19 protein-coding genes are annotated in these 14,627 nt (G+C 67.2%); 6 read left to right on the top strand and 13 right to left on the bottom strand.

Features of this window, described 5'->3' with window-relative positions; genetic code table 11:
* Position 1: 1 nt before the first annotated feature.
* The 5 genes from KOI47_RS00210 to KOI47_RS00190 are packed head-to-tail and all read right to left on the bottom strand — an operon-like array spanning position 2 to position 4,590.
* Positions 2-643 carry an aminodeoxychorismate/anthranilate synthase component II gene (locus KOI47_RS00210; protein ID WP_216212408.1) on the bottom strand — a complete coding sequence of 214 codons (642 nt, stop codon included), beginning with the start codon at positions 641-643 and terminating at the stop codon, positions 2-4.
* A gap of 34 nt (positions 644-677) precedes the next feature.
* The gene (locus KOI47_RS00205; protein WP_216212405.1) at positions 678-1,328 is read right to left on the bottom strand and encodes a hypothetical protein; all 651 of its coding nucleotides are present in this window, start codon (positions 1,326-1,328) and stop codon (positions 678-680) included.
* Positions 1,321-1,749, bottom strand: a complete 429-nt coding sequence (locus tag KOI47_RS00200; RefSeq protein ID WP_216212402.1) for a hypothetical protein — start codon at positions 1,747-1,749, stop codon at positions 1,321-1,323. Before KOI47_RS00200 ends, KOI47_RS00205 begins: the two co-directional genes overlap by 8 nt.
* Complete coding sequence (locus KOI47_RS00195; protein WP_216212399.1) at positions 1,742-4,117, bottom strand: glycoside hydrolase domain-containing protein; 2,376 nt, start codon at positions 4,115-4,117, stop codon at positions 1,742-1,744. The genes KOI47_RS00200 and KOI47_RS00195 overlap by 8 nt, the downstream gene beginning before the upstream one ends.
* A gap of 11 nt (positions 4,118-4,128) precedes the next feature.
* Complete coding sequence (locus tag KOI47_RS00190; RefSeq protein ID WP_216212396.1) at positions 4,129-4,590, bottom strand: hypothetical protein; 462 nt, start codon at positions 4,588-4,590, stop codon at positions 4,129-4,131.
* 220 nt (positions 4,591-4,810) lie between these two features.
* Here KOI47_RS00190 and KOI47_RS00185 point away from each other — a divergent pair, with 220 nt between their 5' ends.
* Positions 4,811-6,157 (top strand): FAD-dependent oxidoreductase, encoded by a 1,347-nt coding sequence (locus KOI47_RS00185; protein WP_216212393.1) that lies wholly within the window; start codon positions 4,811-4,813, stop codon positions 6,155-6,157.
* A gap of 130 nt (positions 6,158-6,287) precedes the next feature.
* Positions 6,288-6,680: an SCO5389 family protein gene (locus KOI47_RS00180; protein WP_216212390.1), complete on the top strand. Its 393-nt coding sequence runs from the start codon at positions 6,288-6,290 to the stop codon at positions 6,678-6,680.
* On the opposite strand, the gene KOI47_RS00175 is transcribed toward KOI47_RS00180, so the two are convergent.
* The 3 genes from KOI47_RS00175 to KOI47_RS00165 are packed head-to-tail and all read right to left on the bottom strand — an operon-like array spanning position 6,649 to position 8,800.
* Complete coding sequence (locus KOI47_RS00175) at positions 6,649-7,686, bottom strand: LLM class flavin-dependent oxidoreductase (RefSeq protein ID WP_216212387.1); 1,038 nt, start codon at positions 7,684-7,686, stop codon at positions 6,649-6,651. The genes KOI47_RS00180 and KOI47_RS00175 overlap by 32 nt on opposite strands.
* Positions 7,687-7,691: 5 nt before the next feature.
* Complete coding sequence (locus KOI47_RS00170) at positions 7,692-7,847, bottom strand: hypothetical protein (RefSeq protein ID WP_216212383.1); 156 nt, start codon at positions 7,845-7,847, stop codon at positions 7,692-7,694.
* Positions 7,847-8,800, bottom strand: a complete 954-nt coding sequence (locus KOI47_RS00165) for a class E sortase (RefSeq protein WP_232376453.1) — start codon at positions 8,798-8,800, stop codon at positions 7,847-7,849. Before KOI47_RS00165 ends, KOI47_RS00170 begins: the two co-directional genes overlap by 1 nt.
* Before the next feature lie 439 nt (positions 8,801-9,239).
* Between KOI47_RS00165 and crgA the strand changes: the two genes are divergently transcribed.
* Together crgA and KOI47_RS00155 are read left to right on the top strand one after the other, a co-directional pair.
* Positions 9,240-9,506 (top strand): cell division protein CrgA, encoded by a 267-nt coding sequence (gene crgA / locus KOI47_RS00160; RefSeq protein WP_216212376.1) that lies wholly within the window; start codon positions 9,240-9,242, stop codon positions 9,504-9,506.
* Between the two features lie 79 nt (positions 9,507-9,585).
* The gene (locus tag KOI47_RS00155; RefSeq protein WP_216212374.1) at positions 9,586-10,026 is read left to right on the top strand and encodes a PH domain-containing protein; all 441 of its coding nucleotides are present in this window, start codon (positions 9,586-9,588) and stop codon (positions 10,024-10,026) included.
* Here the strand turns inward: KOI47_RS00155 and KOI47_RS00150 are convergent.
* A complete protein-coding gene (locus tag KOI47_RS00150; protein WP_216212372.1) occupies positions 9,996-10,964 on the bottom strand; it encodes a rhomboid family intramembrane serine protease in 969 nt (322 codons plus the stop codon). The two genes, KOI47_RS00155 and KOI47_RS00150, sit on opposite strands and share 31 nt — an antisense overlap.
* Positions 10,965-11,000: 36 nt before the next feature.
* Positions 11,001-11,552, bottom strand: coding sequence for a peptidylprolyl isomerase (locus tag KOI47_RS00145; RefSeq protein ID WP_216212368.1), 552 nt, complete (start codon positions 11,550-11,552; stop codon positions 11,001-11,003).
* 89 nt (positions 11,553-11,641) lie between these two features.
* Between KOI47_RS00145 and KOI47_RS00140 the strand changes: the two genes are divergently transcribed.
* Entirely contained in the window at positions 11,642-12,325 is a 684-nt protein-coding gene (locus tag KOI47_RS00140; RefSeq protein WP_216212365.1) for a hypothetical protein, read from the top strand.
* Between the two features lie 75 nt (positions 12,326-12,400).
* On the opposite strand, the gene KOI47_RS00135 is transcribed toward KOI47_RS00140, so the two are convergent.
* The 3 genes from KOI47_RS00135 to KOI47_RS00125 form a co-directional block, all read right to left on the bottom strand.
* Entirely contained in the window at positions 12,401-12,853 is a 453-nt protein-coding gene (locus KOI47_RS00135; RefSeq protein ID WP_216212363.1) for a DUF6918 family protein, read from the bottom strand.
* Positions 12,854-13,035: 182 nt separating this feature from the next.
* Positions 13,036-13,563: a DUF2020 domain-containing protein gene (locus KOI47_RS00130; protein ID WP_408629880.1), complete on the bottom strand. Its 528-nt coding sequence runs from the start codon at positions 13,561-13,563 to the stop codon at positions 13,036-13,038.
* Positions 13,564-13,775: 212 nt separating this feature from the next.
* Complete coding sequence (locus KOI47_RS00125) at positions 13,776-14,270, bottom strand: hypothetical protein (RefSeq protein ID WP_216212357.1); 495 nt, start codon at positions 14,268-14,270, stop codon at positions 13,776-13,778.
* A 4-nt stretch (positions 14,271-14,274) separates the two neighbouring features.
* On the opposite strand from KOI47_RS00125, the gene KOI47_RS00120 reads away from it, so the two are divergent.
* The gene (locus tag KOI47_RS00120) at positions 14,275-14,625 is read left to right on the top strand and encodes a hypothetical protein (protein ID WP_216212354.1); all 351 of its coding nucleotides are present in this window, start codon (positions 14,275-14,277) and stop codon (positions 14,623-14,625) included.
* The last annotated feature ends 2 nt before the right edge of the window (positions 14,626-14,627 follow it).

The raw sequence follows: 14,627 nt of genomic DNA, 5'->3' as shown, positions 1-14,627 counted from the left end.
GTCAGGCCGCGGCGGCCCGCTGCAACTCCCTGGTCGCGGTCTCCAGTTTGTCCACAATGGACCCAGATACCGGGTGACCGGCCCCGGACATCCAGTTGGCCAGCATCCGGTGCCCGCCCTGGGTGAGCACGGACTCGGGATGGAACTGCACGCCCTCCAGTGGCAGCTCCCGGTGCCGCATCCCCATCACCACACCGGACTCGGTGTGCGCGGTGACCTCGAACTCGGCCGGGATCGTGTCGGCGAGGACGGTCAGCGAGTGGTAGCGGGTCGCGGTGAACGGGTCCGGCAGCCCGGCCAGCACCCCGGCCCCGGCATGCCGTACCTGACTGGTCTTGCCGTGCAGCAGCTCATGCGCGCGATCGACCGTCGCCCCGTAGACGGCACCGATGGCCTGGTGCCCGAGGCAGACCCCGAGCATCGGCGTCCGGCTGTCCGCGCAGCGGCGCACCACGTCCATGCTCTGCCCTGCCCGCTCTGGCGTCCCCGGCCCTGGCGAGACCAGCACCCCGTCGAACCCGGACACCTCGTCCAGCCGCACCACGTCATTGCGCCACACCGTGCAGTCGGCGCCGAGCTGGGCGAGATACTGCACCAGGTTGTAGACGAAGCTGTCGTAGTTGTCGATCACCAGCACACGCATGACGCCCAGGGTAGCTGGTCACCGTTCCCACAGCTCACAGTTCGGCCGCACCAGCTCCCTTACCTGGGGTGGTGTTCCAGTACCGCATCTTGTCCGTAACCCGGTTCAGGGCCGGATCATCCGGACCGGTCGCGATGTGGAAGTGAGATTCCTTGGGGAGATCCTCGTCACCGCCCCAGCCGACCACGCCCTCGAGGTCCGTCAGAATGTCCCGGACGACCGCCAGCTCCTGCGGGAACAACCCGCCACCCACCCCCGCCGGGTAGGCCTTGGGGCGGATTGCGATAGCGGAGCCCGAGAGGTAGTCACTCTCGTATTCCGCGATCACCGCGCGGTCGGTCGTATGCCCGAGTACCTCGCCGGTCCGGAGTTCGTCGATCTCGTAGTGGAACCGCCGCGCGACATACAGTAACAACGGTGCGGCCGCGTCCTGCACCGGCACGTCAACATCGGAACCCTCGATCCGCCAGTGGGATACCGCATCGAGAATCGGCCAGCCGTTAGCCGAGGTCGCTCTGGTCCACCGGGTCGGCCGGGGTTCTGCGGCCGAGCGGCGTGGGGCTGCGACGGCGGTCCCGGCAAGACCACCCGCCGCCAAGATCACCGCGCTTCCGGCCACCCCGGCACCGGCTGCCAGCAGGCGCCGGCGACTCATCCGTCCAGCAGGCACTGTCTGCTCACTCATGCTCGAGGGTCTCCTTCTGTCGAACCGCGGCGCGTATGGCGAACGCGGCGCACAGCGCCGCACCCGCAATACAGCTGAAAATCAACGGGTTGACCCACATCGGGACCAGGTCTGTCGACGTACCGTCCGCCCAGTGGCACAGGCCGGAGCGTGGAAACAACGACTCCTCGTACCCGACATACGCGCCCGCGCGTCGACCGCTCTGCGCGACACAGGCTTCACTACTGCTCTGCCCGAACCCGACGAACAGGCTGAAGACGTAGCTGGGTAGCCCGGCACAGACGCAGAGCACCGCCCCTTCGACCCACTTCAGTGCCGGCGCCCTTGCCACCATCGGCCGACGGGTGGCCAACAGGTGCACGGCCTTTCCCACGAGCACGCCGAGGGCGACGAACGACCCGTAGACGACGAGGTCAATCATGAGCGGGGTTGCGTCGGTCGTCCAAGATTGCTGCCCTCGCCTGGCTCTCCTGGCCGACCCGGAACAGCAGGGTGTCCGCGAACCCCTTCAGGAACTCGTCGAGGGTCTCCGGTAGCAACGCCGAGGGAAGCGTGGTCGGCACCCCACCGGTCTTCTCGATCAGGTAGGTCCGCCCGGCAAGGATGATTGGATCGTCCTGCATCGTCAGCATGTTTCGGGCCATGAACATGGTGTTGGACACAGTTCCGGAGAAACGCTGGTCGAAGTAATCCTGGAACCGCGTCAGGTTTCCGTTATCAATATAGTGCTGACGTACCGCATCGACAATGTTCGTGCCTGCGCGAATCTTTTGAGAAATCAGGTACCCATCAGCATCCTCGATAAGGTCGGGGAATCCGAAGGAGGACTTCACTCCGATCTTCGCCATCTTGTCCATGCAGTAGGTGTAGCCGGAAGGATAACTGTCGCTGTCCCGGCGCCACTCCCCGTACAAGGTCATGAGGTCGCCGCCCCAGCCCGCGACGTCGCCCCGGTTGACGGACTTCGAATTAGACGGTGGCGGTTCGACATAGTGGCCATTGCACGTCGCCATCAGATGCTCGGTGCCCAGCTCATGACCACTGAAACTGTCTTTGAACTCCCTCTTCAGATAGGCACCGTGCTCATTGGCGTACGCGAAGAAATCCTCGTCGATACCACCGATCAGCCCGCGCCACTGTAAATCGTTGTACCGGTCCTCGCGGATGTACTCCATAACCAGCTGGTTCGGGTCGCCCTTGCCGTAGGCGAGCGCCAACTCGTACAGCATCTGCACATACTCGACAAAGTCGCCGGAGGGCTCGACTTCCTTGTTCACCGAGCGCTGACCGGCGTCGGTGCCCGGCTTGTGCACGTCGTTGTCCAGCGGGAATGAATCTCCTCCCGCGGAGAACGAGAACTCCTTGATCTGGTTGAAAGCCCAGTTCTCCGGCAACGGAAACCCGAGGTTCCCGGAAAAACCCCAGGACATCCCGGAGACGAACGACCACCGGGCATAGGTTGCCTTGGTGACCTGAGAGCACACGTTCCGGGAGCCGTACACACCATGCACGTAGCGCTTGCCCTGGTTGCTCAGCCCGGACACGATGCCGTTGAAGTACGGAATGATGTTCGACTCGATCTCGGCCTGAGTGGCGTCGTAGTCGACCGCGAAATAGATCACCGTTCCCCGGTTAAACCCGTAATGCAGGCCGCGCGCATGCGCGCGCAACCCGTCCTGGAACCCGTTGGAGAAGGTGAAGTCGCTCAGTTCCCTGGCATTGTACTGCCAGATAGGGAACAAGCGCAGACCATGGTCGAAGAGGTCGCCAAGTTCGCCGGGTTGGATCTCCTTGTTCCGAGAGTTACTGCCAGGTGCGTTCTGCAGGTACCGGCCCACGTACCGATAGCCGGCGTCGCGCAGCGCCGCGGCACGGGAAGCGGTGATCGTCCGGCTGGTGTCACAACCGCTGGCCGGACGGTCCGGGTCTCCGGTGGAGACCAACAGCTGCGCCCACGTCCGAAAGTCACCACGCCCGGTGACCTCGAGCGCCGAGAACAACTGGAACGCCCGGACGAACTCCCGGAGCGGGGCATCGAAGGTGTCCTTGAACGAGGTAACGGTGTCCTCGACCGGCTCGTTGAACACACACGCGGCGCTGAACAGCCGCACAAAGATGCCGGACGAACCCTCGGACACCGGGTTTCGTCTGAGTCCTGCCTTGGTTCCCGGACCGAAGTAGCCGTTGACCTGGTCTTCGGGTATACCGACCTCGTACTGGATGGCCTTCATCAGCGCTTGTTGCACGTTCCTGGAGAAATGGCCATCGCACGGACCGAAGAAGAAGGTCGACTTGTGCTGATAGCGACCGTTGAGCCAGCGCTGGATCTCCCGGATCTTCTCGGTGCCGCCGACGGTGAGGATGTACGCATCCATCGAAAGCAAGGCTTTGAACAGCTTCGGTGAGACGACCTTGTAGGGACTGGAGCCGCCCACTCCCATGTCGTTCGCCATCTCGCGGACCGAGCTTGCGGTAGTCCCGGTGAAAGTGCCATCGCCGCTGCCACCCCAGTAGCCCTTGGCGAACAGAGCGTACTGAACGATGTTGCAAATGTTCGCGTTTTCCTCTTCGAACCCAACGTCACCATGAGCGCGCAGGTTGGAGAGCGTTCCTGGCCCGAAGTTCGCTACGACCGGGCTGATACCTAGCTCGTGCTGCAGCCCCATGGTCAACGACCACATTGTGGACCATCCAGTACGGCCGTTCTCCGGGCACCGCTCGTAACCCGCTACCTGACCATAGGTTTTGTTGACCCACTGCTGCCCTTCGAGGACCTTCTCGTCGACCATCGCCCGGTTACTCAGACCCACCCCGTCAGGTACATCTTTCCATCATAGGTCAGCATACCGGCTCGAAATACGTAGTTCGGGTTTGAACTCGTGTTCTTGGCCGCGGACGTAATCGTGTATTTCTGCTTGGGATTGTAGAAGGGGCCACACTGCAGCCAGGTCCGCCCGCCATCCGTCGACCAGTCCATCCACACGCTGTCGTTCTTGGAAAGTGTGGTGTAGCTACCCGAGGTGAGGTACGCCCAGCCACGGTAGTCACCTTTAACCGTGCCGAACATCAGATGCAGATACACGTCTCGGTTGCCGATCTTGACATGCTGACTACTGGCGCCGCTAAGATCGTCGCGAATATCAACAAAACCGTTTCGACCCCCTTCGCAGTCCGCGGCTGATGCGGGAGATACATTTCCGGTTTCCGTCGCATGAGCGGACGTAACGGACATCGCGGTGACAATGCCGACGATCACGGTCAAAACGACACCGGCACGACGGTAATGCGTAGAAATGGACACTGATCCCCCTGATTTTTTATGCATGTTCAGGACGCTACCGACCGAATCAATATACGTCAATGACACCTATTAATGGACAACCTTGGTATTAACCCGATGGCACCAAAGTCCCTTCCCACATGCTGGACCGTATCGCAGCTCACAGTGTTGGTTAGGCTAACCTCATCTTACGCTGGCAGTCATGAGTCGTTCTCTGCGCGTGGCCATCGTCGGTGCCGGGCCCGCCGGCATCTACGCGGCGGACCTGCTGGACAAGGCCGACACCGAGGTGAGCGTCGACCTGTTCGAGCGGATGCCCGCCCCCTTCGGGCTGATCCGCTACGGGGTCGCGCCCGACCACCCCCGGATCAAGGGCATCGTGCAGGCCCTGCACCGGGTACTGGACCGGCCGGGCATCCGCCTGCTCGGCAACGTCGACTACGGCACCGACATCAAGCTGGACGATCTGCGCGCGCACTACGACGCCGTGGTCTTCGCCACCGGTGCCGCCGCCGACCGCGACCTGGACATCCCCGGCATCGACCTGCCGGGCAGCTACGGCGCCGCCGAGTTCGTGTCCTGGTACGACGGCCACCCGGACGTGCCGAGGGACTGGCCGCTGGAGGCGAGCAGCGTCGCGGTGCTCGGCGCGGGCAATGTGGCACTGGACGTGGCCAGGATCCTCGCCAAGACCGCGGACGAGCTGCTCAGCACCGAGATCCCGCCGAATGTCTACCGCGGCCTCGCGGCCAGCCCGGTCACCGATGTGCACGTGTTCGGCAGGCGCGGGCCTGCGCAGGCCAAGTTCACCCCGATGGAGCTGCGCGAGCTGGACCACTCGCCGAATGTCGAGGTGATCGTCTACCCGGAGGACATCGAGTTCGACGAGGGCTCGATGGCGGCGATCCGCGGCTCCAAGCAGGTGGACATGGTGGTGAAGACCCTGCAGGAGTGGGCCATCCGCGAGCCCGGCTCCCGAAGCAAACGCTTGCACCTGCACTTCTTCCACTCCCCGGCCGAGCTGCTCGGCACCGAGCGGGTCACCGGACTGCGGACCGAGCGCACCGAGCTGACCGGGGACGGCGGCGTGCGCGGCAGCGGCGAGTTCCACGACTGGGACGTGCAGGCGGTGTACCGCGCGGTCGGCTACCTGTCCTCGCACCTCGCCGAGATTCCGTTCGACCACACCTCCGGCACCGTCCCGCACCAGGCAGGCCGGGTGCTGGATCTGGACGAGAACCAGCTGACCGGGACCTATGTCACCGGGTGGATCAAACGCGGGCCGGTCGGCCTGATCGGGCACACCAAGGGGGACGCCGCGGAGACCGTGGCCAGCCTACTGGCCGACGCCCCGCTGCTGCCCGCGCCGGAACGCCCGGACCCGGACGCCATCCTCGAGTTCCTCGCCGACCGCGGCGTGCCCTACACGACCTGGGAGGGCTGGGGCCTGCTGGACGCGCACGAGCGGGCGCTCGGAGCGCCCCAGGACCGGGAGCGGGTCAAGGTCGTCGACCGGGAGGAGATGCTGCGGGTCTGCCACGGGGCGTGAGTTACCCACCGCAACCGGCCACGACCGGCGCTGCGTCCATATCGGTAATCGTGATCGTTTTCTATTGTCGCGCGGCAGGCGGGCGAGTAGCCAGGTAAGGCGGGACACCCGACGAACACCTGGAGGTTCGATGTCTCTCGATGTTTCGCCCGCCCTGCTCGAGAAGGCCGAGCGCGGCGAGGTGGCGGACGCCGAGTTCGTGGCCTGCGTCCGCGAGTCACTGCCCTACGCCTGGCAGGTGCTCAGCACGGTGATCGCCGACCTGGAGGTCTCCCAGGACGGCTTCGCCGACCACGAGACGCCCCCGCCGAGTGAAGCCGAGCGCGGCCAGCTGCTGCGCGCCCTCGCCTCGGACGCCATCCGCGGCGGCCTCGAGCGGCACTTCGGGGTCAAGCTCGCCTTCCAGAACTGCCACCGGGTGGCGGCGTTCCGGCCGGCGGAGACCGGCAGCGAGCGGTACCGGGAGTTCGTCTCGCCGCGCGGACAGCTGCTCAACCAGAGCCCGGAGCTGCGGGACTGCTAGCGGCACGCACCGCGGGCAGCACCTCGGCGCCGATCCGTTCGATATTGGCCAGGGTGCTCTCCGGCGCACCGGTCGCCTCCACCAGCATGATCACGTGCGAGACACCGGTGCGCCGGATCCCCGCGCGCAGCCGGGCAACACAGTCCGCGGGGCCGCCGACCGGGTGGATGGCGCACAGCCGCTCGGTATAGGCCACCGGATCCCGCCTGGCCCGCCGCCTGCCGTCCACCGGCACATGCGCCTCCAGCCCCGGCCCGAGCCAGCCGGGCAACGCGGCGCGGACCGCGGCCACCGCCTGCTCGGTGTCGTCGGCGACCTGGCAGAGCACGGTGGAGATGTGACCGCAGGCAGGCTCGGCGCCGCCGGTGCCGGTTGCCGCCCGGTACGCGGCCACCGTCCGCGCCTTCTCCTCGTCGTCGGCGTGCAGGCCGAGCAGCATCGGCAGCCTGCGGGCGGCCGCCAGCCGCACCGCGTCCGATTCCGGCGAGCCGCAGGCCACCACCGGCGGCCGGATCCCCGGCACCCGCGGCACCATGGGCACCTCCCGGAACGCGAAATGCTCCCCTTCCGCCCCCACCTCGTCCTCGGTCAGCGCGGTGAGCAGCAGGTCCAGTCCCTCGGCGAAACCGTGGTCATAGCGCGCGGTACCGGTGCCGAACACCTCCAGCTCCAGCCACGGCCCGCCGCGGCCGACGCCGAGCCGGAACCGGCCGCCGGATACGGCGGTGAGCAGGGCGGCCTGCTCGGCCAGCGCCACCGGGTGCGCGGTGGACAGCACGCTGACCGCGGTACCGACCTCGATCCGGCTGGTTCGGCCGAGCGCATGCGCGGCCAAGGTGGTGGCCGAAGGGCAGACCCCGTAGGGCATGAAGTGGTGCTCGGCCAGCCACACGTCGTCGAACCCGGCGCGCTCGGCGGCGACCACCGCCTCCACCGAGCGGCGCAACGCGGCCGTGTCGTCCTGCCCGGCGAACCTGCCGGTGACCAGGAAGATCCCGAATCGCACCGCCGCTACTGCACCGCGACGTCGTTGAACGGCAGCATCGGCTCCACCCACGGGAAGACCACGAACATCAGCAGCGCCACCACCCCGGCCACCAGCAGCAACGCGGTCACCGCCCGCACCGCGACCGGGCCGGGCAGGTGCCGCCAGATCCAGCCGTACATCAGGCCTCCCCGATCTTCTTCAGCAGATCCAGGTAGGTCGCGCCAGGTTCCTTCGCGTACTGGTTGGTCAGCACGGAGTGGATGATCAGCCGCTCCCGGTCGGAGAACTGCGGGTGGCAGGTGGTCAGCGTGAGCAGCGCGGCCTGGGAAGCCTCCGGCAGCGTGCCCGCGGGCTTGTACGGCACCGGGGCAACCGCGTCCCCCCTGCCGGGCAGCACGATCCGGCGGCCGACGGTCTCGTCATAGGCCGAGCCGGTCGGCCCCTCGGGGTTGCGCAGGGTCGGCACGCCGGCGCACTTCGGGTCGGTGCCCTTGCCGGTGCGCCAGTCGGCCAGCTCGTCCTCCATCGGCAGCACCCGGTAGACGAAGAAGCTGTCCAGGGTCTCCACCACGATCGCGTCGCAGGAGCCAAGCAGGTCGAGGTCGTTGAACGGCGCGCCCTTGCCGACCCGGTGCCCGGCGACGCCGACGTTGCCCGGCTCCCCCGGCATCGCGGTCCCCCGGTAGTGCCCCGGCCCGATCTCCAGCGTGTCCGAGTCCACACCCTCCTGGATGGTGAAGTCGTAATCCGCGCCGAAGGCGGGGATGTACAACCGGGCGAAGGCCTGGCCGTCGGCGAGGTCGGTGTTGCGCAGCTCCCGTTCGTTCTCCCACTCCTGCTCCAGCGATGCGCTGGCCTCACGCTGCAGCTCGGCGGACATCAGGTTGGTCACGTACAGCTCGTAGACCACGAACAGCAGCACCACCACACCCATGGTGATCAGCAGCTCGCCGATGGTGCGCACGATGGTGCGGGCCCGGCCGCCGCCCCCGGACGGCGGTGGCTTCTCCGGCGGCTTCTCCGGCGGTTTGGGCGGCTTGCCCGGTGGGGGCTGCTCGCCGGACACCGCCGCGGGCGATTCCTCCTCGGCCCGCACCGGGGGCAGCACCACGGTGTCGGCCTGCGGGTCCACCCGCGGGACCTGGCGCCGCCGGGGCGGCTGGTTCGGCGGGGCCTGGCGAGTCCGCTGCGCCTGCTGGGCGCGGGGCGCCTGCCGCCGCGCCGGCTGGGGCGACCGCGGGGACTGTTGCGGTTGCTGAGGCTGTTGGGGCGGCTGTGGCGGCTGCCGCCTCGGCGGGGGGCCTTGCGGTGCCCGCCGCGGCGGGCCCGGCTGAGCTCCCTGCTGACCGGGGTCGGCGTACCGCCGTCGTGGACCCGGGTCGTCGCGCCCTACCACGCGGGCTCCCTTCGGCCGTGAAAGCTGCGCCGGTATCACAGTCGCCTGCCAAGACGACTCGCCCCGGTTCTTGCGCGTCCTCGATTACGTTAACGTGTTCAGATGGCGGCGGGTTGCGCGCCCGCGCGTGGCCGCGCCGCCGAAGACACGAGCCCTACTGCACGCGAGGACTCCCATGCCCAAGTCCAAAGTCCGTAAGAAGACGGCTTACACGCCGCCTGCCGATCGCCGCACCCCGGTCAAGGTGCGCGCGGCGGGGCCGTCCCACCCCATCTACAAGGGTGTGATGTTCGGGCTGATGCTGCTCGGACTGCTCTGGCTCGTGGTGAACTACATCGCGGGCGACAAGATCCCGTTCATGCTGGAGCTCGGCAACTGGAACTTCGCGATCGGCTTCGCGCTGATGATCTCCGGGTTGCTGATGACCATGAAGTGGCGCTGACCTGCGGGTCAATTGGGCCAAACGGCGGATTGACGACGAATTACATCTGTGTGAGTCATCCCCATTGTGGATAACGCCTGTGGATAACTCCGCCCCGGAGTGGGCTCCGCGTACGGCTGTGGTAGCGGTCGGCTGGGTGCTGGCCGTCCTGGCCGCGGCGGGCACGGTGCTGGCCGCGCTGGCATTCGACCCGCCGGGCGCCGTGCTGCTCGGGGTCGGCGCGGTGGTGCTGACCGTCGCCGCGGCGCACGCCACTGTGGTCCGTCCCCGGCTCGCCGCGGACCGGCAGGGCATCCGGGTCCGCACGCTGGCGGGTGGCTACCGGCTCACCTGGGCCGAGGCGCCCATCCGGCTGGCCACCGTGCGCAGGCTCGGCCGCGAGGTCACCACGCTGGAGATCGACGCCGATTCCGGCCTGGTCGTGCTCGGTGCGCTGGAGCTCGGTGCGGACCCAAGGGACGTGCTGGAGACCCTCACCGAGCTGCGTACTCAGGCCGGGAGACCGCCGGAGCCGGGGTAGCAGACGTACTGGTTGCCCACGATCTGGCAGGTCGCGTCGGCGAGCTGGGCGTCCCGAAAGACCACCAACCCGATCATGGCCACGGTGAGCGCGGCCAGGGTGCCCACCTGCCAGCCGGTGCGGTTGCGTTCCGGGCTGTACACCATCGCGATCATCGCCAGTACCCCGATCACCAGGCCGCCAAGGTGACCGAACAGCGAGATCCCGGGAATCTGGAAGGTGATGATGATGTTCAGCGCCAGTACGGCGAGGACCGTGGTCGGGTTGATCCGCAGCCGGATCACTGCCACCAGCATCGCGCCGAGCAGGCCGTAGATCGCCCCGGACGCGCCCGCGGTGGCCTTGTTCAGGTCGTCGAAGACGAAGACCGCCACCGAGCCGCCGAGCAGGGACACCAGGTAGACCGCGGTGAACCGCAGCCTGCCGAGCAGCAGCTCGAGGTCCCGGCCCAGCACCCACAACGCGATCATGTTGATCGCGAGGTGAATCAGCCCGTAGTGCAGGAAACCCGAGGTCACCAGGCGCCACCACTGGCTCTCCCCGATCATCGCCAGCGGCCACAGCACCCCGTCCTGGTGCAGGGCCGAATGGTGGTTGCTCATCGGGTCGGCCGCCTGCACCGCGGTGAGCAGGTACACCAGCACGTTCAGCGCGATCAGCACGGGCACGACCACGGCGCGGCTGCTCGGCCTCGCGCCCGCGATCGTGCGGGCGCCGAACCCGGCCCGCCGGTAGGCGGACCGCTGCGCCCGCTGTTGCTGCTGGCCGGTGTGCACGCAGTCGACGCACTGGTAGCCGACCGAGGCCTCACGCAGGCAGTCCGGGCAGGCCGGCCGTTCGCAGCGGGTGCAGCGCAGGCCGGTCTGCCGGTCCGGGTGCCACCAGCATCCGGGCAGCGAGTGCTGCTGGTGCTGGGGTGGGTAAGGAGGCTGGTTCATCTGGTTCCAACCTACCTGGGAATCACCGCCCCGGGCTCAGCCCACGCTGACCTGCTCGATCACCACATCGGACAGTGGCTTGTCCCCCGGTCCGGTGGCGGTGCGGGCGATGCTGTCCACCACGTCGCGGGACTCCTGGTCGGCCACCTCGCCGAAGATCGTGTGCTTGAAGTTGAGGTGCGTGGTCGGCGCGACCGTGATGAAGAACTGCGAACCGTTGGTCGCCGGGCCCGCGTTCGCCATCGCCAGCAGGTACGGCCGGTTGAACTGCAGTTCGGGGTGGAACTCGTCATCGAACTTGTACCCAGGGCCGCCGCGGCCGGTGCCGGTCGGGTCGCCGCCCTGGATCATGAACCCGTCGATGACCCGGTGGAAGATCGAACCGTCGTAGAACGGCCCGGTCTTCTCACCCTTGGCGTTGGGCTGGGTGTACTCCTTCTCGCCCGTGGCGAGGCCGGCGAAGTTGGCCACCGTTTTCGGCGCGTGATCCGGGAAGAGATTGATGCGAATCTCGCCGTGGTTGGTGTGCAGGGTCGCCGTACGGCTGCCCCCAACGTGGGATCCGTTGCTTTCAGTCACGGGGCTCATCGTGCCATCTGCAGCGAAATCCGCCGAAAAGGGGCAGGATAGGTTACGGGAAGACCGCAGTAAAGATAACGATTGACGAGGTGAAGGCAATGACTCGGGCCCAGGACGGCCAGAGCGAGTCGGGGCGGACCGGCCTGCTCCGCCTGCGCAAACGAGCCCTCGACGCCGGTAGGGCCGGGCTCGAGGCGACCGCGCATGCCGCGCAGGCGGCCGAGGAGAAGTTCGCCGAGGGTGCCGACGTCGCGCGGGAGAAGGGTGGAAAGGCCAGCCGCCGGACGCGCAAGCAACTCGCCCGCAAGGCCAAGCAGACCCGCAAGGATGTGGCGCGCAGTGCCAAGCAGGCGCGGAAGGTGGCCGCGGAGCGCCGGGCGGAGCTGAGCAAGCCGGGACGCAAGGCGAAGAAGGCCGCGATCCAGGCTGCCAAGTCGGCAGGCGAGTCCAAGCGGAAAGGCAAGAAGGACTTCAAAGGGGCCAAGAAGGAGTTCAAGGCCGCACTCGCCGAGGCGAAGGTCGCCGCAAAGGGTGACAAGAAGAAGCGGCGCCGGTGGCCCTGGGTGATCGGCCTCGGTGCGCTCGCCGCCGCGGTCGCCTACGCGCTGCGGCCGAAGGCCGAGCCACCGGTGGCTCCCGTGCCGCCGCGCAGCACCACCCCGACCGCCCCGGAGCCTGCCAAGCCCGCACCCGGCGGGCCGGACTCGGCCGAGCACCAGGCCGGGACCACGCCCAACGGGCAGCAGGCCGATCAGCCATCCAACGCGGAGAAGAAGAACTAACCTCCCGCTGCCGGTCGCTACGAACGGCGAAGGGCCGGGGCGGCTGATCCGCCCCGGCCCTTCCGCGTGACCCGGTCAGGCGGCCGCGGCGTGCTTGTCGATCAGCTTGCCAAGGCGGGGCAGTGCCTCCTGCACGTGGTTCTTACCCTGCGGGCGAAGCTTGCTGTAGACCTTCTTGATGCTGTCCCGGCTGCTCTTCTCCGCACGGGAGTCGGTGACGGCCAGCAGCGCGTCAGCGGCCTCGTCCGAGCGGCCGGAGAGGTAAGCGCCGAAGTCGGCGCCGCCACTGCCGCGGTAGTCGGCGTAGAACGGCTCCAGCGCGGCGGCGAAGTCGTCCAGCAGGCTGTCCACGGCGGAGCCGATGATGCCCGGCTTGATCTTCTTGACGGCCGCGTAACCGGTTTTCACGACGGTGCCGGAAACGCCGCCCTTCTCGGCTACCTCTTCGTCGACCAGCGTCACCAGGTCGGTCACGACGTCCGGACGCCTGCTGGAGTCGAGCAGGATTTCCTTCAGGGTTTCAGCCACGGATTCCTATCCTTCTTCAATCGAGATCGACGTGCGAGTGGGTCGCAGGGGGTCGTTCGACTGCTTTCGACCGGCCAGGGGGCAGGCCGCCAAAGTCGCCTGAATCGACGACGCCCACGCGTGCGGCTCAGGGTAGTACAAGATCAACTTCGCCCGCACGCAGCGTCATTGTCCGCCTCCGGCTAGAAACCCATGGCGGTTATCGCCTCCTCGGCGACCGTCCTGGCTTTCACGCTCTGTTGCTGGTTGGTGCTCACGATGACCGCGTTGCCACCCTTGGCCACGGCGTACACCGCCCCTTCCTCGGTGGCGAGGTAACCACCCTCCCAGCCCGCGGGCTGCTTGGCCGGGTTGCTGCTGTCGATGGGCGCCGCCTGATCGACCAGCCCTTCGGCCACCGCGGGCTCGCCGGTGTAGACCCGCACGGTGAGCTGGATCTTGCCGGTGAGCGCGTAGAAGAAACAGGAAGGCGGCTGCTCCGCCGAGATCCGCACCTGGGAAACCCGCTGCCCGTTGGCCTTGGCCACGGCGGAACGCTCCAGGTACGGGCAGTCGGCCTGCTCTCCCGGCTCCGGCGCGGGTGGCAACTCGGGCGCGGCGGAGGACGTCGGCGGGACGCTGGACCCTGCCGCCCCCTGCGGCTCCGCGCTGTCCTGCTGTTGCTGGGTACATCCGGCCAGCATTCCGACCGCGAGCAAACCGGTGAGCATCACTCGTCGCATAGCTCCGGTAGTGAACCAGAAGGCGGCACCCCGGTCGCATCGACCCACTCGCACTAACCGGCGACTAAGTGTCTACTAAGGATCAAAATTGTTACTCCGGTCAGACCATTCGATTCGCCTTGTCGTTGTTACCAGGTAGTTCTACTCGTCCGACATATTGGTCACTTTTGGGAAACGACCGAGCTTCCTGGTTATCACGATCAACTTCCCTCGTGGTTCTCACCAGCAAGAACACCACACAGCATCGGCGTTACAGCAGGTGTTTGTGATATAGCACACTGATTATTGACTTGATTCACGATCGCTGACTCACGGTAATTTGCGCCCGCAGTAATCGGCACCCGACCGGGTGCCAGATCATTTCTTTGCAGGGGAATCACATTGAACAGAACCATGAGTATGGCGACCCGTGCCGCCGCCATCGGGGCGGCCGTGGCGATGACGATGGTGCCGATCGCACTCGCCGACTCGACGCCGGAGACCGGTGACAACGACGCGAGCGTGCCGACCTCGGACAACAATCCGGTCGAAACCTCGAGCAGCAAGCCCGGCGAGACCTCGAGCAGCACGCCATCGGAGACCTCGGGCAGCGAGCCGACCACGAGCACGGGCGCCGAACCGACCGAGACGAGCACCTCGGAGCCGACCGGCCCGTCCACTCCTTCCGATCCGCCGAACCTGCCGGATTCGCTCATCGACGTGTACCCCGGGGAGCTGCCCCGTGGGGAGGTCCTTGGCATCGGCCTGTTCTGCGTCTCCGGCGAGGTGGGCCCCCTGAGCTCCCCGGCGATCGAGGCGTTCAGCCCGTGGTTCGCCTACGAGGACGACATCTACGGCGCGGCCGGCCTGGTCCGCACGGACATCGAGCCAGGGAAGTACAGCGTCACCACCAGCTGCGGCGAGGAGAAGCTGACCGCGAGCTTCACCGTCACCGGCGGTCCCGCGGTGGACCGGAAGCTGCCGACCGAACCGGACGAGGTACGCCGGAAGGTGGTGCTCGCCCCGCAGGGCAAGCACGAGACCGGCGGCGGCGCGGTCGCCACCCGCTGAGG

The sequence above is a fragment of the Amycolatopsis aidingensis genome (assembly GCF_018885265.1).
GTDB classification, from domain to species: domain Bacteria; phylum Actinomycetota; class Actinomycetes; order Mycobacteriales; family Pseudonocardiaceae; genus Amycolatopsis; species Amycolatopsis aidingensis.
The sequence above is the reverse complement of the archived record's forward strand: the minus strand, read 5'-3'. Positions and strand labels throughout refer to the sequence as shown.

Coding starts and splice junctions, on each gene's coding strand:
- KOI47_RS00210 (WP_216212408.1), bottom strand. CDS start 643: ATGCGTGTGCTGGTGATCGACAACTACGACAGCTTCGTCTACAACCTG.
- KOI47_RS00205 (WP_216212405.1), bottom strand. CDS start 1,328: ATGAGTGAGCAGACAGTGCCTGCTGGACGGATGAGTCGCCGGCGCCTG.
- KOI47_RS00200 (WP_216212402.1), bottom strand. CDS start 1,749: ATGATTGACCTCGTCGTCTACGGGTCGTTCGTCGCCCTCGGCGTGCTC.
- KOI47_RS00195 (WP_216212399.1), bottom strand. CDS start 4,117: ATGGTCGACGAGAAGGTCCTCGAAGGGCAGCAGTGGGTCAACAAAACC.
- KOI47_RS00185 (WP_216212393.1), top strand. CDS start 4,811: ATGAGTCGTTCTCTGCGCGTGGCCATCGTCGGTGCCGGGCCCGCCGGC.
- KOI47_RS00180 (WP_216212390.1), top strand. CDS start 6,288: ATGTCTCTCGATGTTTCGCCCGCCCTGCTCGAGAAGGCCGAGCGCGGC.
- KOI47_RS00170 (WP_216212383.1), bottom strand. CDS start 7,847: ATGTACGGCTGGATCTGGCGGCACCTGCCCGGCCCGGTCGCGGTGCGG.
- crgA (WP_216212376.1), top strand. CDS start 9,240: ATGCCCAAGTCCAAAGTCCGTAAGAAGACGGCTTACACGCCGCCTGCC.
- KOI47_RS00150 (WP_216212372.1), bottom strand. CDS start 10,964: ATGAACCAGCCTCCTTACCCACCCCAGCACCAGCAGCACTCGCTGCCC.
- KOI47_RS00145 (WP_216212368.1), bottom strand. CDS start 11,552: ATGAGCCCCGTGACTGAAAGCAACGGATCCCACGTTGGGGGCAGCCGT.
- KOI47_RS00140 (WP_216212365.1), top strand. CDS start 11,642: ATGACTCGGGCCCAGGACGGCCAGAGCGAGTCGGGGCGGACCGGCCTG.
- KOI47_RS00130 (WP_408629880.1), bottom strand. CDS start 13,563: ATGCTCACCGGTTTGCTCGCGGTCGGAATGCTGGCCGGATGTACCCAG.
- KOI47_RS00125 (WP_216212357.1), bottom strand. CDS start 14,270: ATGAGCGAATCCGGCAGGTTCGGCGGATCGGAAGGAGTGGACGGGCCG.